This window comes from Nocardia ninae NBRC 108245 (genome assembly GCF_007990755.1).
GTDB classification, from domain to species: domain Bacteria; phylum Actinomycetota; class Actinomycetes; order Mycobacteriales; family Mycobacteriaceae; genus Nocardia; species Nocardia ninae.
Genome location: NZ_BJXA01000001.1, coordinates 309,823 through 334,967, shown reverse-complemented (window position 1 = coordinate 334,967; position 25,145 = coordinate 309,823). Strand labels below are relative to the sequence as shown.

Here is a 25,145-nt window from a genome sequence, read left to right as displayed (position 1 = left end):
AACCTCCTCTAGTTCCCGGGCCGTGCCGTGCCGCACGGTGGGAGTCGTGTAATCCACGCGGCGACGAACGAGCCGATGGGGAAAGGATGAGATGACCACTCCGGTAGACGAATTCGATCTCGATATTCGTCTCGGCGCGGTGCGGGCGGAGGTCCTGACCGACCCGATGGTGATGCGGACCAACGAGTCCGTCTGTCCCACCGACGAATGCAGTAGCTACCCGATGTGCAAGACCACCGAACGGACTTGCTGAAAGAAGGATGAAATGTCCGCACCTGTTGATGATTTCGACCTCGACATCCGGATCGGCGCCGCGAGCAGGCTGCTCGATCCCGCGATGGCGGCGAGGACTTCGGATTTCGAAACGTGTAACGACTCGCACTGCGCGACCTGCGGGTCGGCGTGTAACACCGAGCATCCGCCGCGATGCACCAAGTACTGCACGGTGTAGGCGACGAGATGTCCGCTCCGGTAGATGAATTCGACCTGGATATCCGGGTCGGCGAACCGCGCGTGCGAATCGAGGTGGGCATGGCCGCGGGGGTGACCCAGCTCGAGCCGTGCACCGAGGTGGGCTGCCCTACCGCGGCCACCGGCTGTTGTACGCATCGCGTATGCACCGGCAGCCGGTATTGCTGATGTGCCGCTGCACCGACTTTCAGAAAGGACACCATCGTCAGTGAACGCGGAGCGTGCGTCGACGACCGTCGACCGATGCCAACGGCCCTGGCGCAGCGTGCTGCCCGCCGACGCGGCCTTGTCGGCGATCGCAGTGGCGATGGAAGTCGGGGAACGGCTGCGTGCTGCGGATTCGGCGCAGCGGCCGAACAACTCGGGGCGTGCCGTGTTGTTCGGCCAGTTGGATCGGGTTCTGCCGGAACACGAGTGGGCAGCTGACTCGCATGCTTGCCTGGCGGCTGCCGCACGGACCGTCGAGCAGGCCGAGCATGGATACCTCGGCCTGTTCGGCGGGTTGTGCGAGGTGGCGTTCGCGGCCGATGCGTTGTCGCGCAACGGGACCCGATATCAACGCTTGCTCGATGGCCTGGACGAGGCGATCGCCGGGTCGGCGGCCGCGCTGGGTGAGACCGTGGCGCGCACACCGGCCGGACTTCCGTTCGCGGCGTTCGACGCCATCGCCGGTTTGGCCGGAACCGGTGCTTACCTGTTGTGCCGCAAGGAGGAACCGCGAGCAGGAACCGCGCTGCGTGCAGTGCTGACCGGGCTGGTCGCGCTGTGCGACGAGAAGGACGGACTGCCCAACTGGCACACCCCGTTCGAGGCCATGATTCCGAACACTCCGATGTCGCGTTCTTATCCGACAGGTGTGCTCAACTGCGGGCTCGCGCACGGGATTCCAGGACCGCTGGCGGTGCTTGCGCTCGCCGAGGCGGCGGGTGTCTCGGTGGCCGGACAACGGGAAGCGATCGCGCGGGTGGCGCGCTGGCTGGTCGCGCACCGATGCGACGACGAGTGGGGACCGAACTGGCCCACCGGCGTAGCGCTGCCGGATGCGACCGGCTCCACGCCGCCGGCGCACGGACCCACCCACAACGCCTGGTGCTACGGCAGTCCCGGAGTAGCACGGGCACTGTGGCTGGCCGGGACCACATTGCAGGACAACGAATTTACTGAGATCGCGGTGGCGACCATGGCCGCTGTGTTCCGCCGCCCGGCAGCGGAACGGCGGATCGACGCCTCCTCCGGCCTGTGCCACGGGGTGGCCGGGTTGCTTCAGATCACCCTGCGGTTCGCGCACGACACCGGCGACGCCGTATTCACCACCGCCGCCGCGGCGCTGACCGCCCAGCTGTTGGCGATGTTCGACCCGGAGCGCAGGTTCGGCTACCGGGCGCTGGCCGAAGGTGGCCCGGCTACCGACGATCCCAGCCTGCTCGATGGTGCGGCGGGGGTGGCGCTGGCCCTGCTGGCCGCCGCCACGGACGTTCCGCCGTCATGGGATCGCACCTTGCTGCTGGCCTGAGGAGAGGAGACGGCGATGCACCTGTATCGCCCGTTGGAGTGGCTGGTGGTGCGTGCGCCGCTGTTGCCCATCGAGGAGTACCTGGCGCTCGACGCGACTGCGGACTGGCCGGCCGAAACCGCGCCGGGCACGCTCGTTCCCGCGGATCCCCGCGTGCAGCGGGCGCTGGCGGTGGCCGGCGGGGACCTGATGCGCGCCTTGGAACGGCCGGTCGCCGACGCCCGCGCCCGCAGGCGGCTGGCTGGCAAGCTGCAGCGATATCTGATCAGGATGTCTAGCAGGCCGACGCCGTTCGGGTTGTTCGCGGGCGTGGGTCTGGCGCACTGGGGCGAGCGCACCGACCTCGCGATCGCCGACTTGCCCGCGACCGTGCGCACCAGACCGGACATGGGCTGGCTGCTCGACCTCGTGTACGCGCTGGAGCAGCGGGCGGAAATCCGGTCGCGGCTGGGCGTTTTCACGAATCCGGCCGCCTTCTTTCAGGCCGATCGGGTGTTCCTGAGTGAGCGCACACCGATCGGCGACGCCGCCGAACCCGGCCGGGCGATGTCGTTGCGGGCCACCGCGCCGGTGCGGCGGGCGCTGGAGCGTGCGCGAATTCCGTTGCCCTACAGTGACTTGGTCGATGAGTTGACCGTCGCACTCGGTGCGACGACCGAACAGGTGACACGGCTGCTCGATCAGCTGTGCGAGCAGACCCTGTTGCTGACCGACCTGCGGCCACCGCTCACCGTCGCCGACCCGGCCCGGTATGTGGTGCGACGCTTGGCCGACATCCCCGCGGCCGGTGCTGACGCCGCGGCCGTCGGCGACCTCCTCGAACAGCTCGAGGCGTGGGACCAGCTGGACCACGATCAAGCAGCGGCCGGATATCCGAAGCTGGTGGCGCAGGCACAGACGGTGCACGCCGTGCCGACACCCAAGGGTCCGTTCCAGACGGACCTGGGCTTACCGCTGTCCGGCGGGCTCGGCAGCGCCGTCGCCGCCGAAGCCGCGCATGCCGCGGAATTGATGCTCCGGCTCACGTCCTGGCCGACCGGCCTGGCGCATCTGGATCGCTACCGCGACTCGTTCATCGAACGCTACGGGTCCGAGCGCGAGGTGGGCCTGCTGGAGCTGCTCGACCCGGAGATCGGGCTCGGCCCGCCCGGTCAGTTCGACAACACCACCGCGGACGACAGCCGACGGCAACTGCGTCAGCGCACGCTCACCGACCTGGCGCTCGACGCTATCCGGGACGGTCGGCAGGTGGTCGAGCTCGACGCGAAGACCATCGGCAAGCTCGAATTGCAGCCGATCGATACTGCGAAAGCGCCTACTTCGCTGGATATTTCGTTGTTCGTCGTGGCCGCGTCGCCCGCGGCGGTGGATGCGGGCGACTTCCAGGTGGTGGTGGGGCCCAACATGGGAGCGGCCGCGGCGGGCCGCGTGCTGGGGCGCTTCGCCGACTTGCTGGGACCCGAAGCCGACGCCGCACTGCGTTCTTCGGCCGCCGCGGAGGCGGACTGCCGGCCCGGAAGGTTGTCCGCCGAGATCACCTATCTGCCGCGACCTGGCCGGTTGGCGAATGTGGCGATCCGGCCGCTGGCGCGGGAATGGGAGCTGGCCTTCGACACGACGCCCGGAGCACCGGCCGATCGGGTGGTTCCGCTGTCCGAACTGGTGGTCGGCCTGCACGGGAACCGATTCGTGGTGCGGTGGCCGCGCACCGGGCAGGAGATCGTCGCCTGTGCAGGGCACATGCTCAACGCGCAGCTGGCTCCGGCGGTCGTGCGGTTCCTGGACGAGATCAACCGCAACGGCCGCGCCATGCCGACGACCTTCGACTGGGGGACGGCGGCCGGATTTTCTTTCCTGCCGAGGGTTCAGGTCGGCCGCGTGGTATTGGCCCCGGCCCGGTGGCGAGTGAACGCCGACGAACTGGCCACCGACTCGGCAGCTTTCGCTGTCACCTTCGCGGCCTGGCGGCAGCGGTGGGAGCCGCCACGCCACGTCTTTCTGGCAATGGCGGACCACCGTCTGCTGCTCGATCTCGACTCGCCCGAACAGGTCGAGCAGATTCGCCTCGAAGCCCGCCGAATGCCCGGTGGCAGGCTCTCTTTGGACGAAGCATTGCCCGCACCGGGTCAGGCGTGGCTGCCCGGGCCCGACGGGCATTACGTCAGCGAGATCGTTGTGCCTGTTGTGCTGGATGCCGTCGAGGCGGCCGTCGAGCCGGTTCAGCTGCGTGCCAGCACCATTCGGCCGACGATCACCGAACGCCTGCGCCCGCCGGGCAGCGACTGGCTGTTCGCCAAGCTCTACCATGTGCCGACCTTCGAGGAGGATCTGCTCGCGGATCAGCTCCGTACGTTCTGCGCCCATACGATGGCGGATGGGTCGGCCGACAGCTGGTTCTTTCTGCGCTATGCCGATCCGGACCCACACCTGCGCATCCGCTGGCACGGCGACCCCGATCGGCTGGCCGACCGGCTGGCGCCTGCGCTCCTGCGGTGGGGAAATAGCCTGGTGGCCAAAGGGTTCTGCCGTCGAATGTGCCTGGACACCTACGACCAGGAGGTGGAGCGTTACGGCGGCCCGGTTGGAATGGCGGTCGCCGAAGAGGTATTCGCCGCGGACAGCGTTGCCGTGCTGGACCTGCTGTATCTGATCGATCAGCTGTCGGTCGAAGTGGACCGCACGCTGCTCGGCATCTACACGGTGCACGATCTGGTGGCCGCGCTCGGCTTGGACGCGGCCGAGCAGGTGGAGTTCTATCGACTCGGTGTTCTCGACCGCCGCGCTACCTCAGCGGAGTACCGTGGCCGGCAGCCAGTTCTGAGGTCGCTGCTCGGTGATCCGCAGTGGCTGTCGACCCAGCCGGGTGGGGACGCGATTGCCGAGGTGCTGGCTCGGCGCCGAATCCTGGTACGCGAGTGCGCATCACGCTTCGACGCACTCGCCGAGCGTGGTGAACTGAGCCGCTCGCGCCTCGAGCTCGCCCGCAGCTTCGTCCACATGCACTGCAATCGGTTGCTCGGTTGCGGACACCCGCCCGAGCAGCAGGTCCTCGGGCTCCTGTGGCGAACCAGCGAGAGTCTGCGCCATGCGCCCGTGCACAAGAAGGCAGGTCAGCGTGCTCCCGCCGAATAATGTTGCGGCTCTGCGGCTTACGGGGGTACTCGCCGCCGTTCCGAGGTAGCGTGATGACAGTCACAACTGCATAACAGAATCGGACACTGCTATGAACAAGTTGCTGTCGTGGCCAGCCATGCTCTGCTGGCTGACCGTGCTGCTGGAGGGGTACGACCTCGTCGTACTCGGGGCCGTCATTCCCACCCTCATCGATCAACATCACCTCGGATTCACCGCGGCCAGTGCGACTTTCGCCGCGACGATGTCGCTGGTGGGCGTGGCCATCGGGGCGACCGGGTCGGGGCCGGTGACCGATCGCTACGGGCGCCGGTGGATGCTGCTCGGCTCGATCGCGTTGTTCTCGCTGTTCACCGCGGTGATACCGCTGGCCGGGTCGGTCGGCGTGTTCGCGACGTTCCGGCTGATCGCCGGGATCGGGCTCGGCGCATGCATGCCGACCGCGCTGACCTTGATGGCCGAGCATATGCCCGCGTCCCGCCGGGCCTTCGCGAGCACGATCACCATGACCGGATACCACGTCGGAGCGGTGTTCGCCGCGCTGCTCGCGCTCCAGCTCGTTCCGCGCTGGGAGCCGCTGTTCTACTTGGGTGGCGTGGCCGGGTTCGTGCTGGTGCCGGTGGTCTGGATCAAGCTGCCGGAGTCCGAGGCGTTCCTCGCGGCCAAGGACGCACCGGTCCGGGTGCGGCCCGCGGTATTGCTGAAGCCGTTGTATCTGCGTGCGACGCTGGGGGTTTGGGTCGGATCGTTCATGGGGCTGCTGCTTGTCTACGGGTTGAACACTTGGCTGCCGAAGTTGATGCGTGATGCCGGGTACAACATGTCGACCTCGTTGACGGTGTTGTTGATGTTGAACATCGGTGCGGTGATCGGTCTGCTGACGGCCGGGACACTGGCTGATCGGCGTGGGATCAAACCGACGGTGCTGGTGTGGTTCGGTGCGGCGGCGGTTTTCCTGGCACTGCTCAGCATCAAGATCGCGAGCACGGTGCTGCTCAACGGATTGGTACTGGTCACGGGCATCTTCGTCTTCTCCGCACAGGTGCTCATCTACGCCTACGTGACTCAGGCCTATCCGGCCGAAATTCGCGCCACCGCGCTGGGGCTCGCCTCGGGTGTCGGCCGTCTCGGCGCGATCTTCGGGCCGACGATCACCGGCTGGCTCATCGTCGTCGGTTCCGCAAACCCTTGGGGCTTCTACCTTTTCGCTGCGGTCGCCGCGATCGGTCTGCTGGCCATGGCCGCGGTCCCGCGTACCTCTATCGATGGCCTGGGCCCCATCGAACCCGTCGAACAGGCTCGCTTGGGCGAACGCACGGTGTGACAGCGACCCAAGGCCAGCGGCCCCGGCTATTGGTCTGCGGCTATGAGCTCGTGTTTGGCTGTCGGGTGTGAAGTCGAAGAAGATCCGAATCGGTGTCCACCTGCTCGCCTGGAGTGCCACGCTGGCCGGGGTCGCCGGGATCGGATTGCACTTCAGCCGGTCGGGGTTCGAGTTGCTGGTCCTGGCGGCTTCGGGTGCGCCCTACCTGATGGCGTGCGCGCTCCTCGGTGCGCTGGCGTTCGCCGCCACGCGGTACTGGATCGGCGCGGCAGTCGCGGTCGTGGTGGTGGCCGGCGCGTTGTGGACGCAGGCTCCGCTCTATGTCGGTGGCTCGGGCGAGGCCGGCGAGCACAGCGTGTCGGCGATGCAGGCGAATCTGCTGTTCGACGGGGCGGATCCGCGAACGCTGGTGGACGAGGTGCGGGCACGGAACATCACCGTGCTCACGGTCAACGAACTCACCCCTGCGGCGGTCGAGGAGCTGGGCCGGGTCGGGCTCGATCAGTTGCTGCCGCACCGATATCTGTCACCGGGACGGACCGCGACCGGGACCGGAATCTGGAGCAGCTACCCGCTGACGGACACCGTCGAGTACGACGGATTCGTGCTGAACCAGATCTCGGCCACGGCAACCATTCCGGACGTCGGCCCGGTCTCGGTGTTCGCCTTCCATCCGGTGCCACCGGTGTACGGCACGCAGGTGTGGGCCGATGAGCTGTCCCGGCTGCGCGAGATTCTCGAGCGGGCACCGGCGAACCGGCCTGCCATCGTCGGCGGGGACTTCAACGCGACCTTCGACCACGCGCAGTACCGCTCGATGTTGTCCGGACGGTTCGGTGACGCCGCGGAGCAGGCGGGTGCCGGCCACTTGGTCACCTACCCGACCGACAAGCGCTTCCCGCCGCTGGTCGGCATCGACCACATCCTGGTCGCCGGCGGTCGCGCGGTCGCGGTGCAGACCATAGGGCTGCCGGGTGCGGACCATCGCGCCCTGGTCGCGCGGGTTCAACTGCGCGGAGCGTCGTCGAGCACCTGACCCTCGGGGCTGAATTCGCCCACCGGTTCGGCGGTGGCAGTCAGCTCGCCACGCCGGACGACCACCACACCGACCAGAATCAGCGCGCCGCCGAGCAATTGGATGAGCCGCGGCGCCTCGCCGAGCAACGCCCAGGCGAAGATCAGCGCGGCGAGTACCTCGAAGAGGGCGACGAATGAGGCGAGGCGGGAGCCGAGCAGGCGGGTCGCGGCGATGCCGGAGACGTAGGCGAGCGCGGCGGTCACCGTGCCGAGCGCGAGCACCGGCGGCCACCAGGCGATGGTGAAGCTCTGGAACACAACAGGATTCGTGGTCGCGTGCAGCGGGACGATGCCGACCGCGCCCGCGGCCAGCAGGCCGAGTCCGCCGATGAGGAGTCCGCCCGCGGCCAGCACGGTGCCCGGCAGCGTGCCGTTGCCCTGCGCGGAGAGCACGAAGTAGCCCGCCGCGCCGACCATGGCGGCCAGCGCCCACGCCAGGCCGACCCAGCTGGTGGTCATGCCGGAACGCAGGTCGATGACCAGGAACAAGCCGGTGATCCCGAGCGCGGCACCGGCGACCGTCGCGGTGCCCGGGCGTTGGCGGTGCCGCAGCCACAGCCAGCCGACCACGGCGATCGGGGCGGTGTATTCGATGAGCAGCGCCACGCCGACTTCCATGTGCGCGACGGCGTTGAAATACGCGAGCTGGGTACCGGCGACGGCCACCAGGCCGTACGCGGTGATCAGGAATGCGTTGCGGCGCAACAGCTGCCACTCGCCGTGCAGCTGCGCCACCGCGATCGGCAAGAGAACGGCGGCGGCCACCAGCACCCGGATCGCCACCACGGAGGCGGCACTCCAGCCCGCGTTCATCAGACCACGGGCCAGCGGGCCGGAGAGTCCGAACGACGAGGCGGACAGCACCGCGAGGATCAGTCCGGATTTCAGCCGCTGAGCGGCCTTGTCATGAGTCATCGTAGCCATGGGTAATGACGGTATGGGGGTGCGTGTAATATGTCAATATGACTTTTGCTCATGACACCGAGGCGGCGCTGGTGGCCGCGGTGGAGCTGGTGAACTCGGCGGAGGAGCCGGACACGCTGACCGAAACCGACCAGCTTGCAGAGTTTTTCGTCAAACACACCTACACCGGTGTGCACGCCGGCGACGCGGCGGAGCTCGCGCAGGTGCGGGCACTGCGGGCGCCGCTGCGCCGGATGCTCACCAGCGATCGCGATACCGCGACCCGGCTGGTGAACGAAACGCTGGCGGAGCATCGGGCGGTGCCGCAACTCGTCCGGCACGGCGATGTCGACTACCACATTCACGCGGTGCCGTCGGAGGCGCCGCTGCCGGTGCGGATCGCCGTCGAGACCGCGATGGCGATGATCGATCTCATCCGCTCCGACGAGCTGAGTCGGCTGTCGGTCTGTGCGGACAGTACGTGCGAGGGTCTCGTGCTGGACCTGTCGCGCAACCGCTCACGGCGCTATTGCAGCACCACCTGCGGAAACCGCAATGCCGTCGCGGCGTACCGCGCGCGGAAGAAATGATTACGGGCGCACGACAACGGACCGGCAGAATAGGCCGGTCGTATCGAAATCGGTAGTGTGCCGATCTCACATTGCACGATTTGCTGGACCGTCTTAATCTCGATTAGCACGCCAAGCTGGGTGACCAGGGGGATCCCGGGCTGACGCTCGGGTCCGTAGTCGACCAAGGGCGGTATTCATTGACCGGCGATCGATCGATGTTTCGAACATGGTGGCGGGATCCGGTCGATTACCGTGCCCTGGTCGAGACGTTCGAATCGCACGGTGCGCTCGGTCGATTCAAGTTCATGCTCGGCGCGGGCGGGCTGGTCATGCTGTTGATCGCGGTGCTCGCGTCGGTGGCGCAGGGTGACGTCGCCGGGTGGGTCGGGCAGGTGCAGGGCGGCGTCGAGGCGGCCGTCGCGGGGGCGTGGACTTTGCGGTGGTGGTTTCTGCCGTGGCCACGCGAGCGCGAATCGCTCGCCTGGATCGTGCTTTTCGATATCGACACCACCGCCAATGATTTGCTGGTGCACGATCGCGTCGTCGGAGTATTGGGTGTCGTGCTGCTGACGGCGATGGGTGCGTATGTGACCGTATTCCATGGCCCGAAAATTCTGGCGCTGCACATCGGTTGGACGTTGTTGACGAGCATCGTGCTGGCGGCACTGATGGTGAACGGGACACTGGCCGCCGCCGGGCATCCGGATGGTGACCATCGGAAAGAAGATCTCGCCCTCGGCCTCGCGGTCATCCTGGTCATGCTCGTCGTGGTCGGTGTGATGCTGCCCTTCGTGCAGTTCTGCCACTGGCTGCTACGGGCCGACGCGCTGTCGGACCCGCTCACCGCGCTGCTGAACCGGCGCGGGCTCGACGCCCACCTCTCGGCGCACCTCGTGCACTGCCGTGGCGGGTCGGCCTACGTCGCGACGCTGGACATGGACCGGTTCAAAGCCGTCAACGACACCTTCGGTCATCCGTTCGGCGACGAGGTACTGACGCGGACCGCGCAACGGCTGCGCGAAGTGGTCGATGCCGATGCCCTGCTCGCGCGCACCGGTGGCGAGGAGTTCGTGGTCGTCGGGTGCCTACGTGAGGACGCGGCCGCGCTCGGTGAGCGGCTGCGCCGGGCGATCGAGACGATGCCCGATCTGCCGGTGCAGATCACGGCCAGCGTCGGCGTCGCGGTCATCGACGGTGATCCGTACACCGCGAGTGCCTTTCGCCGGCTGCTGCGGAGTTCCGATTCGGCGATGTATCGGGCGAAGCGACACGGTGGCAACGCGGTGGCGATCGCCGGTCGGGACGAGTCGCCGAGCAGGCCCCGGCGCAAGGTCGCCGAGGTGCCAGAGATCCTGCCTGCGATCACCTCGGACGACGGTGTACCCAGTGAGACGATGAGACCGCCTGTCTAGGAAGGCATTCCGGTCAGCGGATGAGTGCCAGCAGCGCGATGAGGGACTCGTTCACGTAGTCGCGGTCGATCTGGGCGGGCTCGACGATCGCGTATTGCGCGAACCCGGTCATCAGCGCATGCGCCGCGGGCGCCAGCCGGGCCACCTGCTCGGCGGTTGTCCTGGGACCGTCGGCCTGGTCGATCGGGTGATCGGTGAGCAGTTCCTTCAGCAGATCGAGATTGCTCGGGACCTGCTCGTCCACGTCCGACATCAGCTGCGGGTCGCGGAGGGTGGCGGCCATGGCCTCCAGTTCGAACGCGAAGTATTCGCGGGCCCGGTTTTCCGCCGCCGCGTCGAGGACCGCGGCCGCGTAGCCGCGCAGCACGTCGGCGAGGGGCAGGTCGCGGTCGGTCAGCGGGCGGAAGGTGTCGTGGTACTCCGCGACTATCCGGTGGATCGCGGCGAAGAGCAGCGCTTGTTTGCTGCCGAAGATCGAGTAGATCGCACCCGTGGTCAAGCCCGCGCGGTCGGCGATATCGCCGAGCCGGGCGGACTGGTAGCCGTGGGCCGCGATCTCGGTGATCGCCGCCGTGATCAGGGCCGCTCGGTTGTTCTCCCGGATCTCCGCACGTCGCATGAGCCCATGATAATCTCATTATTGAAATAATCAGATTATCGAAAGAGGCATGATGGTCGAACTGGAGCGGCGCGGGCTGTTTGCGCTGGTGGCAGGGCTGGGTGCGGCTGCGGCGGCAGGTTGTGGGCGTGGCGCGGAGGAGTCGGTGCAGGTTGTAGACGACGTGGCACGGATCGTCGGGCCGGTCGAACGGATCGAGGCGTTTCCCACGGTGGACGAGCTGAACAGGTTCGTAGACGAGTTGGTCGCCGCACATCCCGGCAAGGTCGCCGTCGAGGAGATCGGGCGGTCGAGCAGCGGGGATCCGATCCGCGAGGTTCGGGTGGGGTCGGGGGAACGGCACCTGCTGGTGTTCGGCAACCCGCATCCGAACGAGCCGATCGGCATGGCGACGATCCGGCATCTGCTCGGCAGGTTGGCTCGTGGCGAAGTGGACACCCTCGGTGCCACTTGGCATTTCGTGCCGTGCGTGGACCCGGATGGGACGCGGCTCAACGAAGGGTGGTTCGCCGGACCGCGCACCCGGACCGCTGTGGCGCGCGAGTTCTACCGTCCGGCGGGGCCCGAGCAGCCGGAGTGGTGTTTTCCCATCACCTGGCGGGATAAGCAAGTCGGGGTGCCGATGCCGGAGACGCGGGCGCTGATGACGCTGATCGATCGAACTCGGCCCGCGCTGATCGCGTCGCTGCACAATGGCGACTTCGGTGGTGGCTTCTACTATTGCTCCGGCGGGGACGCCGGCTACTGGTCGGCGCTGGTCCAGTTGCTGGACGACGCGGAGGTGCCGCGGCATCAGGGGGAACCGGATGCGCCCGGTGGCGCACGGTGGGCGGAAGGGATCTACGAGCTGCCGACGTTCGCGAAGATGGCCGATGCCTGGCTGGCGGTAGGGGTCGATCCGGTGGCGGGGATCGGCGGCGGGGGCAGCCTGGATTATGCGGCGCCCTACGGGACAGCGGTGCTGGTGAGTGAATTGCCGCTCTGGACAGATCCGCGGATCGCCGACCAGACGCCGAGCGAACGGTCATGGAACGACGTAATGCGTTCCACCGCAACGGCGTATCGTGAGATCGCTGCGCTGGTGACCGGGGTGCTCGATGGGTTGGGTGATCGGTTGACCGGGCGCAGTCCGTTCGAACGGTCGCTGCGGAGTATGGGCTGGGCACTCGGGGAGCTGGCCGCGGAGCGGGACGCGGCCGCTGCCCAGGACCGCCGCGCGACCCTGGGTGAGATCTTCCTCGAGGAATACTTCTGGGTCGCCGCGCAGCGACTGCGGGCCGGCGGGATGCTGCTGCGGTTGCTCGACGAGGAGTCGCAGCGCGACCCGTCGCTGGCCGCCGAGAAAGCTCGGGTCGGTGCGATATTCGATGGGTGGAGCGCCGACGTCGAGCGCAATGCCCCGGGTGAGCCGGTGGCGCTGGAACGGTTGGTCGCGATTCAGGCGGGTGCCATCGTCACGGCGGCGGCCAGGTTGCGCGACGGACTTTCGGTCTGACGCCCGAGGTAGGGCACGTGAGCAGCGGCCTGGTGCCGGGTGAGCCGGTGCCGCTGGAACGGTTGGCGGCGGTTCAGGCGGGTGTCATCGTCACTGCGACGAGCAGGTTGCGCGACGGACTTTCGGTGTAGCGCAGGGAGTGGGGCAAGGAGCGGGCGTTGCGCTCGGGTGGGCGAAGCGCGGCGGAGGTAGGGCGGTGTGTCGGCTGTGGCGAGTGAGCAGCGTCATGGTGCCGGGTGGCTGGATGCGGCGTAAGTTCGTTAATTAGCGAAATGCCGAAGGGTGGTGAGTGTGCTCGACGAGTGCAAGGCGCTGGCGAACGAGACGCGGTTGCGCGTGCTGGAGTGGCTCAAGGAGCCGGACGTGCATTTCCCCGAGCGCGCGGACGAGACGGCTGAGCTGGGCGTCTGCGTCGGTCTCATCCAGCAGAAGGCGGGAACGTCGGCCTCGACCATGTCGGCGCACCTGGCGATCCTGCAGCGCGCCGGGTTTCTCAGCGCGACTCGGCGCGGTCAGTGGATCTACTACCGCCGCGACGACGCCCGCATCCGCGCCTTCACCGAACAACTGCACCGCGTTCTCTGACCTACGAAAGGCAACCTCCTATGTCGACTGCTCTGTCCATCCTCGACCTGGCGTCGATCGCGCCCGGCCAGTCCGCGCGCGACAGTTTCGACAACAGCGTCGCCTTGGCGCGGGCAGCCGAACGGAGCGGTTATCAACGTGTCTGGTACGCCGAACACCACAACATGGGTTCGATCGCATCCAGCGCCACGAGCGTGCTGATCGGATACGTCGCCGCGCACACCGACACCATCCGGCTCGGCTCCGGTGGCATCATGCTGCCCAACCACTCGCCGCTGGTGATCGCCGAACAGTTCGGCACGCTGGAGACGCTGTTCCCCGGGCGCATCGACCTCGGGCTCGGCCGCGCGCCGGGCAGTGATCAGAAGACCATGCTCGCGCTGCGCCGCAATCCGTCGTCGGCGGATTCGTTCCCGCAGGACGTGCTCGAACTTCAGGGTTACCTGGCGGGCCGGTCGCGGGTGCCCGGCGTGCAGGCGGTGCCGCGCGCGGAAGGGGTTGTGCCGCTGTACATCCTGGGTTCGTCGCTGTTCGGTGCGCAGCTCGCCGCACAGCTGGGTCTGCCGTACGCCTTCGCGTCACACTTCGCGCCGGATGCGTTGCATCAGGCGGTCGCCGTCTACCGCGACAGCTTCCGGCCATCGGAGCAGCTGGCCGAGCCGTATGTGATGGCCGGCGTCAACGTGTTCGCCGCGAACGACACCGACGATGCGGTGGCGCAGAAGACGATCGCCTACCGCGCCAGGGCGCGCATGATGATCAAGCGAGGTGCCGCGGACGTCCGCTACACCGACGAGGAGATCGACGCTTTCCTCGCCTCGCCCAACGGTCGCCAGCTCGCCTCGATGACTCAGTACACCGCCGTCGGCACACCCGACGAAGTGCGCTCGTACCTCGATGATTTCGGCGCCTCGATCGAGGCCGACGAGTTGATCCTCACTCACCAGGCCACGCAGATCGAGGATCGGGTGCGCTCGGTCGAGCTGACCGGCGCCGCGATGGCCGCGGCGGCTCCCGAGCGGGTTATCAGCTGATTCTGCGCGTTCCACCGTTACCGTGCGTTGGAACACCCTGTCCACCAAAGGATATGGTCCAGAGCGGACGGCGGAGGCATCTGCCTATGGTGCTGGTATCCGGGCGCGGCAAGCAGGAGAGGGCGCGATGACTACGCACGCAGGTTTCGCTGGACGGACATATGTGGTCACCGGCTCAGCTTCGGGTATCGGCGCCGCGACTGCCGCGCTGCTTCGAGAGCGTGGCGCGAAGGTCATCGGATGTGATCTCAACGATGCCGAGGTTCAGGCCGACCTTTCCTCCCCCGCCGGGCGGCGAGCGCTGGTCGACCAAGTGCAGGAGCACGGTCGGATCGATGCGGTCCTGGCTATCGCCGGAGGCGGCAAAACTGGTCTGCTGGAGACGAATTATTTCGGTGCGGTCGCGACGCTGCAGGGACTTCGGCCGCTGCTGGCGCAGAGCCCCGCACCCCGCGCGGTAGCCGTCTCCTCGACGGCATCGCTGGCGCCGACCGATGAACGCATCGTGCAGGCGTGCCTCGACGGCGACGAGGCCGCCGCTGTCGGCTATCTCGCCGCCGATCCCTCGGCTGGTGGTGCCACCGGCGGCTACGGGATCGCCAAACGCGCATTGAATCGATGGGTGCGCAGGGTCGCCCCGACCGCGGAGTGGGCCGGCGCCGGCATCGCCCTCAACGTCGTTGCCCCGGGTGTGGTCGACACACCCGCTGCCGCCTACATCCTCACCGACGAAAACGTTCGCAAAGCTGTGGAAACCGCTGCGCCGCAACCGTTCGGCGGGTTCCCTGGTCGCCCCGAATGGGTCGCCGAGCTGATCTGCTGGTTGACGAGCGCGGACAATCGCTTCGTGACCGGTCAGATCATCTTCGCCGACGGAGGATCGGAAGCGGTGGCGCTCGGCGACCGTCATTGGCGGTGAGGTGACAGGAGCGATGCAGTGTCACAATCTGTCGAACTCCCCGGCTCGAGCCGCAGTTCAGCCGGCCTTCTTCAGAGCGTTTCTCACGTCGCGGCGGACACCAGCTGGTTGTGGCAGGTAGGCGTGGCTTCGAGGTTGGGCTGGATAGGCTGGGAAACCGTGATCGAGATTCGGCATCTGGTGCTAGCCATCGTCGTGGCAACGAGTGTGACCGCTTGCGGTGGAGCGGAGCCGGACTCGCCGACTCACCCAGCCTGCAACGCCAGCGCCCCCACCGGGGCCGTGCTCGCCGCCGAACAGCGCCCTGAGGTGCCGTTCACAATCCAGGTTCCGCAGCTGCCGGCCTGGCAGCAGACGCCAGTAGAAGGCGGCGATTCGGTGTTACGGGTCGGCTTGGGCAAAGGCAGTGCGACTGTCACCATCCGCGTACTTCCCGCTCGCGACAGCCACACCACATCCATTATCAGTGTCAGCATGGGCGACGGATGGCGAGAGTCGGGATCTGAGACCATCGCGGTGTGCGGTCTGGAGGCCACCAGGACCACCGGGATTCTCCCCGCCTCGGATGGCGACCATTACAAGGAGCTCCTCACATTTTCCAATGATGTCGGCGAAATGAACTACTTGATCATGATGTGGGCCCAGGTCCCCGCCGCCGAACGGGACACCTACCGACCCGATTTCGACACCATTGTCAATGGACTGCAAATTGTGCAGCGAGGTACGCCCTAAGACGGCTTCTCACATCGTGAGGTTCGTTTGCGGTTTGTCGAAAGTGGTTGTGCCGCAAGCACGCAACGGCATCGGTCGCCACCTCGCCCACCGCCTGGTCCACGACGGTGAAACCGTGCTGGACGTGCTAGCGAAACCTTTCCGCCCGAATACGCGTATTCGCCACCGGCAATGCACCGCTCAACCGATGCCGTCGACGCCCACTCGGTCGCGATGGCAGCACTGCACACCGAACCTGCGCCGGGTCGAACCCGATCCAGACCTGCTCCTCGGTGGCGGTATCGGTGACACGCAGACCTCCGGACTGGACGAGAGTCTCCGCGGCCAGCAGGCTGGCTACCACTCCGCGCATCCGCCGGGTTCCGCGATCCCGAGCGAAGTCGAAATCCGTTTCCTGTTCCTGATTCAGCAACAGTTTTTGCCACATTCCCAGTGGGTCACGCACGCTCGAATCTCCCCATCAGCTCGAGCGAAAGTCAATGGAAACCGATGAGTGTCAACGTATCCGACGCCCACAACACCGCGAAGACAAGATTCCTGCCAGTCAGCGTGTACCTGCTGGCGTTCGGCCTTTTCGCCATGGGTAGCGCGGAGTTCCTGCTGGCGGGCGTCTTACCCGCGGTCGCCGCCGATATCGATGTCAGCATGGCCGCTGTGGGCGGGCTGATCACCAGCTTCGCCATCGGCGTCGTCGTCGGCGGTCCGCCGTTCGCGATTCTCAGCCTCCGCTGGCCCCGGCGCATCGCGCTGGTCGTGACGCAGGTGGGGTTCGCGGCGTGCATCGCGATCGGCCTGATCATCGGCACCTATTCGGCACTGTTGATCACGCGCTTCGCCGCCGGGCTCGCTTACGCCGGGTTCTTCGCGGTCGCGGCGTCGACCGCCGTCGGCCTAGTGCCGGCGGACCGGGCAGCGCGCGCATCGGGCGTAGTGGTCAGCGGACTCGGCCTGGCGATGATCCTCGGCGGCCCCGCCGGCACGCTGATCGGTTACCGGATCGGCTGGCAGGGCGGATTCTGGCTGGTGATCGCGCTCACGCTCGGTGCGGCGATCGCGGTCGGTCTGACCATGCCGCCGACCTCCGCGGCGAAGAACATCGCCATCGGCACCGAGTTCGCCACACTACGAAACACCCGGCTGTGGCTCGTCTACGCGATCACTTTGCTGAGCACCGCCGCCTACATGGTCACGTTCAACTACCTGGCCGAGCTCCTCATCACGGTCACCGGACTAGGTGAAATCTGGGTGGCACCGGTGCTGGTCGTGTTCGGCGTGGGCTCCTACATCGGCTTGGCGGTCGGTGGGCGGATCTCCGATCGTCTTCCACACCGCGCCATGCTCATCGGAGCCGCCGGCATCGCCGCAGGCTCCATACTTCTGGCCGTCGGAGCCGAGAGCGTACTCGTCGTCATTCCCCTCGTTCTGCTGCTCGGTGTCGCCGGATTCGTCCTGAACCCCGCAATCTACGGCCGCGTCTTCGCCCTCGCCGCCGACGCCCCAACGCTCGCGGGCGCCACCACGGTGTCGGCGTTCCAACTCGGGATCAGCCTCGTCCCACTACTGGCCGGATCGGCGTTGGGAGCGGGCGCATCGATCACCGCCATCCCCTGGATCGGCGCGGGACTGGCGCTGCTGAGCGTCCCGCTCGTCGTGCTCGAAAACCGTTCCAGCCGTATCGATGCGGCGTCCTCTCACCCCCACCAGTCGACCGAATTGCCCGCACGCTGACGACGACGTGGGATCCGTTCCGCGCCCCGGACGAAAACTTCCGGGCGCGGAGCTGTCAGGTGAAGCGCTGCATCTCTCGAGGCAAAGCATGTCGACATCATCGATGCTCGCGTGGTCGCACCCAGCCCGGAACGTGACCGACGCGGCAGTTGGCGCTGCGCGCCCAGCGGCAGATGCGGACGTTCGCGACCGCGCCGTAGGCGGCATTCGAGTGTGTTCACGACTCCTACAGCGGGGGCACTCAGTTGGGTGAGCAGGGATCGACGAGCCTGGGAATTGTTGCGGTGCCGCCGACCCAGACCCGTGGGCCGCGCGGTCCGGGGCGAGTAGTGGCTGTGATAGTGGACGGTTGGTCGAGCGGGTCGCCCATGTCGACTTCCAGTGCGGAGAAGCCGTGATCGGCGAGATGTGCTGCCAGGCAGGCGGTGCTGTTGGCGTTGGCGATGTCTTCCGGCACACCGATCCCTGGGGCGAACATCCGAGCCGCGGCGCGCCCATCCGGTGTCGGTGTGCTGTAGACGTAGCAGCCCAGCAGTCCCAGCTGGTCACACGCGTCGCGTAGCCGGGCCATGTCCGGTGCCAGACCGCCCAGGATTGCACGGTCGGGAACTTGCACCAGCATTCGGGGCCGACCGACCGAAGCGATACGGCATGGTACGCACGCCTCGGCGGGATCGATGCCCACGGCGGTCAGCACCGGCTCGCTCGCTGCCATGGTCGGAGTGCTCAGCTCAACGGGCCCAGGATCGAAAAATGCCTCGTATCGGGTGCCGTCGCCGGTGGCTCGACCGCGAAAAGTGCGGCCGCCGGACCGCAGCACGGCCTCGTACTCCGGTATCTGTGCACGGTGGGCCAGCACCGCCAGTGCAGCGACGGTACCGTGCCCACAGGCCGGCAGTTCGCCGGCGGCAGTGAAGAAGCGCAATGAGACAGCCGCGCGGCCGGGCCGGACGAACACGCCGTGCGATGCGCCCACCACACCCGGTAATGCACAGCGCTCGGCCTCGCTCAGCGATGTCGTCTCATCGGCCACCACGGTCGGACTTCCACCCTGTCCTGCACGTTGGCAGACGTGGACGAGCATCATCTCTTTCCTCATGAAACCAAAAGGCTAGCAAAGGCTTTCAGCGCCGTCGCCGACGCAGCCAGCAGGACTGACAACCCGACCACCGCCGCCACGGCGTGCACCGCGATCCCGACACAGCACCCGAGCCCGGTGCACCAGGCCGCCCCGATCCCACTCTTGGCGCCGTTGCGCAGGACCAGGGGCCATGTCGGGCCCGGGGGTGATAGTCAAGACGGCAACCACGGCAAGGAACTGCGGCATCTGAGCGGGCATCCGGCGAGATCAACGCGAAACGTGCTGCCCTGACCAGGGTGCGTCACGGCTCGGCGAGCGCCATTAGTTCAGTGCTGGATCAACCCGCCGTCCGGGGTGGACGGGACATGCCCGATCGACTGACTGCCAACCGGGCCGAGCGCCCAGCGGCTGAGAAAGACGTTCGGCGACCTTCATGCCTCGGCAGGGTTCTGATCGTTCTGCTCTTGCGTCTGCGCCCACGTGGTCGCCCATTCGTCGAGCGGTCGGAGGGCATGACTGAGTGCTGCCCCCAGCTGAGTGAGTTCGTAGCCATCGGCTGAGGGGGTGATGATCCCGCTTGATGTGAGTTCGCGAAGCCGCTGGTAGAGCACGCTGGAGGACAGGCCGGCGCATCGCGTCAGCAGCGTGCGCGCACCGAGCGGACCCGCGCGCAGTTCCCAGAGAATTCGCAGCGCCCACCGACGGCCGAAGAGGTCCAGCGCGGCCATGATCGGACGGCCGGTAGTCGATCCACGAACCGGTGTGCCGGGGCGTGGCGTCGGCATGATCCTCCTTGCGTTTCGTTTTTCGAAACACTAACATCCGTCCGGTGTTTCTAATTCCGAAACAGCTTCTGCGGGGGCGTCGATGTCGCGAATAGCCCCGCTGGAACCGCCGTACGCCGATCAGGCCGACGCGCTACTCGCGCGCATGAGGGCCTGCGGTCGGCATCGGTTCCATGGCGGTCATGACGCCGACAAGCCTTCATCCTCGCCTGTCGGCGCTCGTTCGAGACCAACCCGTAAGTCAGATGTACTCATCCCAACACTGGAGGTTCCATGCCCAAGGGCTACTGGGTCAGCGTCTACCCGACCATCGAGGAGCCCGAGAGGCTTGATCTCTACAACGAACTGGCCGGTCTAGCCGTCGGGGCCGCGCGCGGGCGGGTGCTCGCCGGCATCGGCAGCCGGGTCGAGGCACACGAAGCCGGAATTGCCGAGCGCGTCGTCTTGATCGAGTTCGACAGCTTCGAACAGGCGGTCGCCGCACGTGCGAGCGCGGCCTACCAGAAGGCGCTGGCCGAACTCCCCGACGGCTTCGAGCGCGACTTCCGCATCGTCGAAGGCATCGACTGACCAGGGTCCAGTCGGATCTTCACTGAAGATCGAATGCTCACCGCTGCACAGCGATACACAGATCGGGTATGGGCGATCGAGGGCTGCAACGGCATCGGCCGACAAAGAACTTCGCCAACTCGTCGTCGAGCGTGGTTCGACACTGACTGATCTGCACAGCATCGGACCGGCCGGCGCGGCTCGGCTGCTGGTCGATGTCGGTGACATCCAACGATTTCGACACCGGGACCGGTTCGCCTCCTGGAACGGCACCGCACCCTTGGACACTTCCTCTGGCCAGCAGCAACGGTATCGGCTACCGCCGATACCACTGTCGAATCCGAGCCGGATGCCAGACATGACGCCACTCCGGAACGGCGGACAGGTGACGTCACGCAGGGGCGCTGAGTGGCGGGTGCTCGAGGACACGGGGCTTGTACTCGACCAGTTGGATGCGGCCGTCGAAGGTGCGGTGCTCGATCATCTCGAGGGCAACGTCTGGATAGCCGTCGTAGATGCGTTCTGCGCCTGTGGCACCGGTGATCACCGGAAACATCACGACCCGGAAGCGGTCGACGAGTCCGGCTCGAAGCAGGGACCGGCACAGGCTCAGGCTGCCGATCGTGCTGAGGAGGCCCGAGCCACTCGATTTCATCGCGCGGACCGCCTCGATGGCGTCGTCGCGGACGAGTGTGGCGTTGTCCCAGGTCAGTGGCTCCTCGAGTGAGGAGGAGAACACCACCTTGGACGCTTGCGTGAGCTCGTCGACGGACGCCTCTTCTTCTGGCCTGAACTCGTCTTGGCCATCCGGGACCTCGCCGGCGGCGAAGCCCGACATCAGTCGGTAGGTGTTCGCTCCCATCAGGTAGGTGGACTCGGGCTGCTCGCCGAGCCATGCGAGGTACTCCGGGCCCTCGAGGCCCCAGAACCCGGGCCATCCCGCTCCCGAGGCGTAGCCGTCGAGGGAGGTGATGAAGTCGACGAGAAGCTCTGACATGGTGGTGTCCTTTCCTAGGGTGTCATGAGCTTTGACCGGCCGGGAGCCGCAAACTCATCGGTCGAGCTGACTGTTACTGCCCGAGCCTCCGATCGTTGGCCGGAGGCCTGCGTTCATATGGAAGAACGACAACGTGAAGCCCGATTCAGCTTTATCAGTCGGAAAAGGTATTGGGGCGCAACATAATCAAGAACGGAACTAACGGTATCTGGGGTTCGAACTACCTTCAGAGATAGGATGAAAAATCCGCATACGTGCAGCAGTTCCAGCGTGAACACGCCATCAGAGAGCGGCGGTGCGGGTACTCCCCGTCATACGCGCTCGCCGGCAGGTAGCACCGAGTAGCTGACTGAATTGGTTGGGTCTTGTTGTGGCCCAACCAGTTCGACGTTACTGGCGCTGCCGCTTCCGGGCGGCTTCGGCGGAGCCCTGGATGGCGACGAGCACGAGCACGACGATGAACACCACGATCTCGAGAGTGTTCCAGCCGAAGAGGTCCGACGTCGGTGCGGCCTCCGCTGTCACGGCAGGTGGTGTAGCCGCCGCGACGGGCAATCGTTGTGCTGCGGTTGCTGATTCGGGGGTCGCGGCGGGTGCGGAGACAGGCAGTACAAAGGGGGGATTCGGGATCGGGATCGGGGAAGGGATGAGTAGCGGCAGTGAAGGTGTGGGCGGGGGAGTGACGGTGGACAGCGTGAGGAGGCAGGTCACCACCGCGCTGCCTGCCATCGCACTGCCGACGACCCCACTGCCGAGTGCGGATCCGCTCGAGCCGGAGGCGGGCGGGAGCAGTGCGGACCCGGCCGATCCGACCGCCCACCAAGGCGGGGCCAGGATTCCAGGGCCGATCAGGCCGGAGCCTGCGGCGGATCCGAGGAACAACAAAGCGGCGCCCGCCGCGCTACCGACGCATGCGGTGAGCATGCTGCCGGTGTCGACGCCGAGCGCGGCGTTTCCGGCTGCGGCAGGGGTCGTCGCGTCCGCATCGTCCGGGGTGTCGGCGGCACCGTTGATTCGAAGTGCTCCGGCTGTGGAAGGTGTCGGTGGCGGTTCGAGTGCGAGTGAGCCTCCATCTGCGGCGGTTCCGATCGAGACGCCTTGCAGGACAGCGCTTCCGGTTGAGGCAGCTGACGGGGCCGAGCTTCCGTTGGAGGCATCTGCCGGAGCTGAGCTTCCGGTTGAGTTGCCTGGCGGCGCCGAGCTTCCGGTCGGGATGTCTGGTTGGGCTGTGCCGCCCGCCGGGACGTCTGCCGACGGCGTGCTTGCGTTCGGGGCATCTGCTGGTCCGGCACCGCCGACGGGGACGTCGGGCTGAGCGGATCCGCCACTGCCGAAGCGTTGCTGTGCGACGTCACCGGCGGGGTGGGCCACGCCACCGGTCGGGAAGTCTGGTTGAGCTGCGGCCCCTGGGTCGCCTACTGGTGGCGCGCCACCGGGCGAGACGTCCGGCTGGGCAGTGCCGCCGGTCGAGAATTCTGGTTGCGCCGCGCCCACAGGCGGCGCGCCACCAGCCGGTGCGTCGGTCTGCGCCGAACCACCGGTCGAGAAGTCTGGTTGAGCTGCGGCCCCTGGGTCGCCTACTGATGGCACGCCACCGGACGAGATGTGCGGCTCGGCTGTACCGCCGGTCGAGAAGTCTGGTTGGGCCGCAGCCCCTGGGGAGCTTGCTGGTGGCGCACCGCTGGCCGAGAAGCCTTGTTGCGCCAGCCATCCTGCGGTCACCTCGGCGACGGGCGGCAGGTCGGGGACGCTGTCGGCGGCGGACCGGCCGCCGAACAGCAGTGCCGCGGGTACGAACGCGCTCACGACGACGAAACCTCTTGCGCCTCTGGTGATCCGCGGCGCGATGCCGTCCGGCCGCAACTGTGGACGACTCATTCGGCGGTGGTAATCGGGCTGTCGCTGCTGGGCTCGTACTGGGACTGGGCGTAGCGGAAGGCGTCGGTCGGCACGCCGAGCACGCCGGAGAACGGTCGCTCGAGGTCGTGGATGGCCAGCAGTGCGGAGCCGATGATGACGCCGAGCAGCGCGGTCATCGCCACGCTGCGCCGGGTGACCAGCATGCCGGTCAGCACCGGGTTCAGCAGTACCAGTACCGCGCCGAAACACAGTGCGATGTAGAGGAATTGGGGGAGGTTACGGACCACGTCGATGGCGCGATCGTGGCGGGCTTGAGTGACGCGGTCGATGCCGGTCAGCGCCCGGGTGCGTGCCTCGACGACGGTCGGATCCTCCGACTGCACGGCTATGACGGCGGCGCGCAGCGAGTTGAGCGTCTTCTCGGTGTCGGGGCTGAGCCGTCGCTCGCGCTCCATGAGCGGCCACTCCTCGGTGAGGACCTGATCGGTGTACGCGATGACCTTGTCGTGGATCCGCTCCCGGTCCGGCGCTGGCAGCGCGTGGATGGCCAGGTGGGTATCGACGAGGCCCTTCGACTCGGTGATCGTGTGGTTGTACGCGTTCTGATTCTGGTTCCAGCAGGCCACGAAGACGAAGGCGAGCACCGCGGTGAAGATGGTCTTCGCCAGATCGAGCGCGAGGTGACTGGACGACTCGTCACTGTTTTGTCGCCATGATTTCGGACGTATCCGATCCCCGACAACCAATACCGCCACCGCGATCATCGCGGCACAGAGAGCGACGAGCAATTCCTGAGCCATCCCACTCCACTTTCCCGGGCAAAGTTCGGTACACCAGATTTCCGAGTGCATGGTTGAGCGGCCGAGGCAACCCCGGCATGGGCATAGTAGAACAGCAACCGTCGAAGATTAGCCCTGGTAGACCGCCATGAGTTGGCGAAGTTACCGAAGTGTGATCATTGAACTAATAGCTTAGCGAATTAACAGCAAATGCATGTTCGGCGGCGCAGCATTTCGAGGATCCACCTGCTTTCCAGACGATCCACAGGCGGTGCAGATCCGAACCCCGAAGCAGCCGTTCCCTCATTGGTTCCGTTCATGATCGAGGGACATGAAGGCACGCCCACAAACGCTTCTCCGCCCCCGTGTCCCGCTTACGGCCCGGCACGGCGTCGGGTGGGACTTGGTGGCGCTCCGACTCGTACGTTTCCGCCGCTGTGTCCCGCTGGCCGCTTGGCTCCTTGCCGGGCGGGACGTGGTGGCGCTCTCACTCGTATGCCTCCGCCGCTGCGGTCCTGCGCGCCGCTCGGCTCGGCGCCGGGTGCGACATGAGGGCGCTCCCGCTCGTCCGTCTCCGCCACCATGTTCCGCGCGCCGCGCGGCTCGGCGTGGGGTGGGACGTGAGGGCGCTCCCGCTCGTATGTCTCCGCCACCATGTTCCGCTGGCCGCGCGGCTCGGCGTCGGGTGGGACTTGGTGGCGCTTCGACTCGTACGTTTCCGCCGCTGTGTCCCGCTGCCCGCTTGGCTCCTCGCCGGGCGGGACGTGAGGGCGCCCCCTCTCGTATGTCTCCGCCACCATGTTCCGCTGGCCGCGCGGCTCGGCGTCGGGTGGGACTTGGTGGCGCTCCGATTCGTACGTTTGCCGCCGCTGAGCTCCGCGCCGAGGGGGACATGGTGGCGCCTCCACTCGCACGTCTTCGCCATCGTGTCCCGCGCGCTGCCCGAGTCCGCGCTGAGCGGGACATGAAGGCGTTCCCACTCATACTTCTTCGCCACTGTGTCCCTCCCGCTGCCCGACCCTGCGCCGGGCGGGACGTGGTGGCGCCCAACCACTTGCACGGTCCGCCACCTCGCCTGCCTCCCCCCAGAGCGAAAGATGGTGGCGCCCCCGCTTGCACTTCTCCGCCACTGCGTCCCGTCCGCCGCCCGACTCCGCGCCGAGTGGGACGTGATGGCTCCTCCACTTGCATGCCTCCGCCATCGTGTCCCGCGCGCTGCCCGAGTCCGCGCTGAGCGGGACATGACGGCGCTCCCACTCGCACGTCTCCGCCACTGCGTCCCTCTTGCCGCCGACCCTGCGCCGGGCGGGACGTGGTGGCGCCCCCGCTCGCACGGTCCGCCACTGTGTTCCGCCCGTCGCCTGCCTTCCTCGCCGGGCGGGAGATGGTGGCGCCGCCCTTGCACGGGCGGTGGCTGCGCACTTCAGTATCAACGGAACAGAGGTCACGCATCGCCGGAGTAAGTCCGCCACCATCTCCCGCTCGGCGCAGAGTCCGGCGGCGAGAGGGACGCCGTGGCGGAGGCGTGCGAGTGGAGGCGCCACCATGTCCCGCTCAGAGCGGAGTCCGGCGGCGAGA

General features: G+C 67.1%; 23 protein-coding genes and 2 pseudogenes. 17 read left to right on the top strand and 8 right to left on the bottom strand.

Annotated features, from left to right (window positions below):
* Positions 1 to 91 precede the first annotated feature (91 nt).
* The 7 genes from NN4_RS44705 to NN4_RS01565 all read left to right on the top strand — a co-directional run bounded on the left by NN4_RS44705 (position 92) and on the right by NN4_RS01565 (position 7,476).
* On the top strand, positions 92 to 253 hold the full coding sequence (locus NN4_RS44705; protein ID WP_186818196.1) for a hypothetical protein: 162 nt from the start codon (positions 92 to 94) through the stop codon (positions 251 to 253).
* A 12-nt stretch (positions 254 to 265) separates the two neighbouring features.
* On the top strand, positions 266 to 451 hold the full coding sequence (locus tag NN4_RS01590) for a hypothetical protein (protein ID WP_107656795.1): 186 nt from the start codon (positions 266 to 268) through the stop codon (positions 449 to 451).
* A gap of 8 nt (positions 452 to 459) precedes the next feature.
* The gene (locus tag NN4_RS01585) at positions 460 to 639 is read left to right on the top strand and encodes a hypothetical protein (RefSeq protein WP_147128104.1); all 180 of its coding nucleotides are present in this window, start codon (positions 460 to 462) and stop codon (positions 637 to 639) included.
* A 40-nt stretch (positions 640 to 679) separates the two neighbouring features.
* Complete coding sequence (locus NN4_RS01580) at positions 680 to 1,984, top strand: lanthionine synthetase C family protein (protein WP_147128103.1); 1,305 nt, start codon at positions 680 to 682, stop codon at positions 1,982 to 1,984.
* A gap of 15 nt (positions 1,985 to 1,999) precedes the next feature.
* Entirely contained in the window at positions 2,000 to 5,116 is a 3,117-nt protein-coding gene (locus NN4_RS01575) for a lantibiotic dehydratase (protein ID WP_147128102.1), read from the top strand.
* A 91-nt stretch (positions 5,117 to 5,207) separates the two neighbouring features.
* Positions 5,208 to 6,440, top strand: a complete 1,233-nt coding sequence (locus NN4_RS01570) for an MFS transporter (RefSeq protein WP_147128101.1) — start codon at positions 5,208 to 5,210, stop codon at positions 6,438 to 6,440.
* Between the two features lie 67 nt (positions 6,441 to 6,507).
* Positions 6,508 to 7,476 (top strand): endonuclease/exonuclease/phosphatase family protein, encoded by a 969-nt coding sequence (locus NN4_RS01565; RefSeq protein ID WP_246180644.1) that lies wholly within the window; start codon positions 6,508 to 6,510, stop codon positions 7,474 to 7,476.
* Here the strand turns inward: NN4_RS01565 and NN4_RS01560 are convergent.
* The gene (locus tag NN4_RS01560) at positions 7,446 to 8,441 is read right to left on the bottom strand and encodes an EamA family transporter (RefSeq protein ID WP_147128100.1); all 996 of its coding nucleotides are present in this window, start codon (positions 8,439 to 8,441) and stop codon (positions 7,446 to 7,448) included. The two genes, NN4_RS01565 and NN4_RS01560, sit on opposite strands and share 31 nt — an antisense overlap.
* A gap of 38 nt (positions 8,442 to 8,479) precedes the next feature.
* Between NN4_RS01560 and NN4_RS01555 the strand changes: the two genes are divergently transcribed.
* Together NN4_RS01555 and NN4_RS01550 are read left to right on the top strand one after the other, a co-directional pair.
* A complete protein-coding gene (locus NN4_RS01555) occupies positions 8,480 to 9,010 on the top strand; it encodes a CGNR zinc finger domain-containing protein (protein ID WP_147128099.1) in 531 nt (176 codons plus the stop codon).
* Between the two features lie 197 nt (positions 9,011 to 9,207).
* Positions 9,208 to 10,404 carry a GGDEF domain-containing protein gene (locus NN4_RS01550; protein ID WP_246180643.1) on the top strand — a complete coding sequence of 399 codons (1,197 nt, stop codon included), beginning with the start codon at positions 9,208 to 9,210 and terminating at the stop codon, positions 10,402 to 10,404.
* Between the two features lie 13 nt (positions 10,405 to 10,417).
* Here NN4_RS01550 and NN4_RS01545 read toward each other — a convergent pair whose 3' ends face one another.
* Positions 10,418 to 11,023 (bottom strand): TetR/AcrR family transcriptional regulator, encoded by a 606-nt coding sequence (locus NN4_RS01545; protein WP_147128097.1) that lies wholly within the window; start codon positions 11,021 to 11,023, stop codon positions 10,418 to 10,420.
* 49 nt (positions 11,024 to 11,072) lie between these two features.
* On the opposite strand from NN4_RS01545, the gene NN4_RS01540 reads away from it, so the two are divergent.
* The 6 genes from NN4_RS01540 to NN4_RS01515 all read left to right on the top strand — a co-directional run bounded on the left by NN4_RS01540 (position 11,073) and on the right by NN4_RS01515 (position 17,516).
* Positions 11,073 to 12,518, top strand: a complete 1,446-nt coding sequence (locus tag NN4_RS01540; RefSeq protein ID WP_147128096.1) for a M14 family zinc carboxypeptidase — start codon at positions 11,073 to 11,075, stop codon at positions 12,516 to 12,518.
* A gap of 291 nt (positions 12,519 to 12,809) precedes the next feature.
* Positions 12,810 to 13,103: an ArsR/SmtB family transcription factor gene (locus NN4_RS01535; RefSeq protein ID WP_246180642.1), complete on the top strand. Its 294-nt coding sequence runs from the start codon at positions 12,810 to 12,812 to the stop codon at positions 13,101 to 13,103.
* A gap of 20 nt (positions 13,104 to 13,123) precedes the next feature.
* A complete protein-coding gene (locus tag NN4_RS01530; protein WP_147128095.1) occupies positions 13,124 to 14,137 on the top strand; it encodes an LLM class flavin-dependent oxidoreductase in 1,014 nt (337 codons plus the stop codon).
* A gap of 127 nt (positions 14,138 to 14,264) precedes the next feature.
* Positions 14,265 to 15,056 (top strand): SDR family oxidoreductase, encoded by a 792-nt coding sequence (locus tag NN4_RS01525; protein ID WP_246180641.1) that lies wholly within the window; start codon positions 14,265 to 14,267, stop codon positions 15,054 to 15,056.
* Positions 15,057 to 15,215: 159 nt separating this feature from the next.
* On the top strand, positions 15,216 to 15,788 hold the full coding sequence (locus NN4_RS01520) for a hypothetical protein (protein WP_147128094.1): 573 nt from the start codon (positions 15,216 to 15,218) through the stop codon (positions 15,786 to 15,788).
* A gap of 489 nt (positions 15,789 to 16,277) precedes the next feature.
* Entirely contained in the window at positions 16,278 to 17,516 is a 1,239-nt protein-coding gene (locus NN4_RS01515; protein WP_147128093.1) for an MFS transporter, read from the top strand.
* A gap of 241 nt (positions 17,517 to 17,757) precedes the next feature.
* Here NN4_RS01515 and NN4_RS01510 read toward each other — a convergent pair whose 3' ends face one another.
* From NN4_RS01510 to NN4_RS01500, 3 genes and pseudogenes are all read right to left on the bottom strand, one after another.
* Positions 17,758 to 18,615, bottom strand: a complete 858-nt coding sequence (locus tag NN4_RS01510; protein ID WP_147128092.1) for a PhzF family phenazine biosynthesis protein — start codon at positions 18,613 to 18,615, stop codon at positions 17,758 to 17,760.
* A pseudogene (locus NN4_RS46835) lies at positions 18,612 to 18,791 on the bottom strand (LysE family transporter); the annotation flags it as partial. The gene NN4_RS01510 and the pseudogene NN4_RS46835, both read right to left, overlap by 4 nt.
* A gap of 237 nt (positions 18,792 to 19,028) precedes the next feature.
* Positions 19,029 to 19,382, bottom strand: coding sequence for a winged helix-turn-helix transcriptional regulator (locus tag NN4_RS01500; RefSeq protein WP_222594925.1), 354 nt, complete (start codon positions 19,380 to 19,382; stop codon positions 19,029 to 19,031).
* A 273-nt stretch (positions 19,383 to 19,655) separates the two neighbouring features.
* Between NN4_RS01500 and NN4_RS01495 the strand changes: the two genes are divergently transcribed.
* Positions 19,656 to 19,952, top strand: coding sequence for a DUF1330 domain-containing protein (locus tag NN4_RS01495; RefSeq protein WP_147128091.1), 297 nt, complete (start codon positions 19,656 to 19,658; stop codon positions 19,950 to 19,952).
* Positions 19,867 to 20,229 (top strand): annotated as a pseudogene (locus tag NN4_RS46830) (transposase); the annotation flags it as partial. The gene NN4_RS01495 and the pseudogene NN4_RS46830, both read left to right, overlap by 86 nt.
* Before the next feature lie 93 nt (positions 20,230 to 20,322).
* On the opposite strand, the gene NN4_RS01485 reads toward NN4_RS46830, so the two are convergent.
* From NN4_RS01485 to NN4_RS01475, 3 genes are all read right to left on the bottom strand, one after another.
* A complete protein-coding gene (locus tag NN4_RS01485) occupies positions 20,323 to 20,928 on the bottom strand; it encodes a dihydrofolate reductase family protein (RefSeq protein ID WP_147128090.1) in 606 nt (201 codons plus the stop codon).
* 390 nt (positions 20,929 to 21,318) lie between these two features.
* Complete coding sequence (locus NN4_RS01480) at positions 21,319 to 22,806, bottom strand: hypothetical protein (RefSeq protein WP_147128089.1); 1,488 nt, start codon at positions 22,804 to 22,806, stop codon at positions 21,319 to 21,321.
* The gene (locus NN4_RS01475) at positions 22,803 to 23,588 is read right to left on the bottom strand and encodes a bestrophin-like domain (protein WP_147128088.1); all 786 of its coding nucleotides are present in this window, start codon (positions 23,586 to 23,588) and stop codon (positions 22,803 to 22,805) included. Before NN4_RS01475 ends, NN4_RS01480 begins: the two co-directional genes overlap by 4 nt.
* Positions 23,589 to 25,145 lie beyond the last annotated feature (1,557 nt).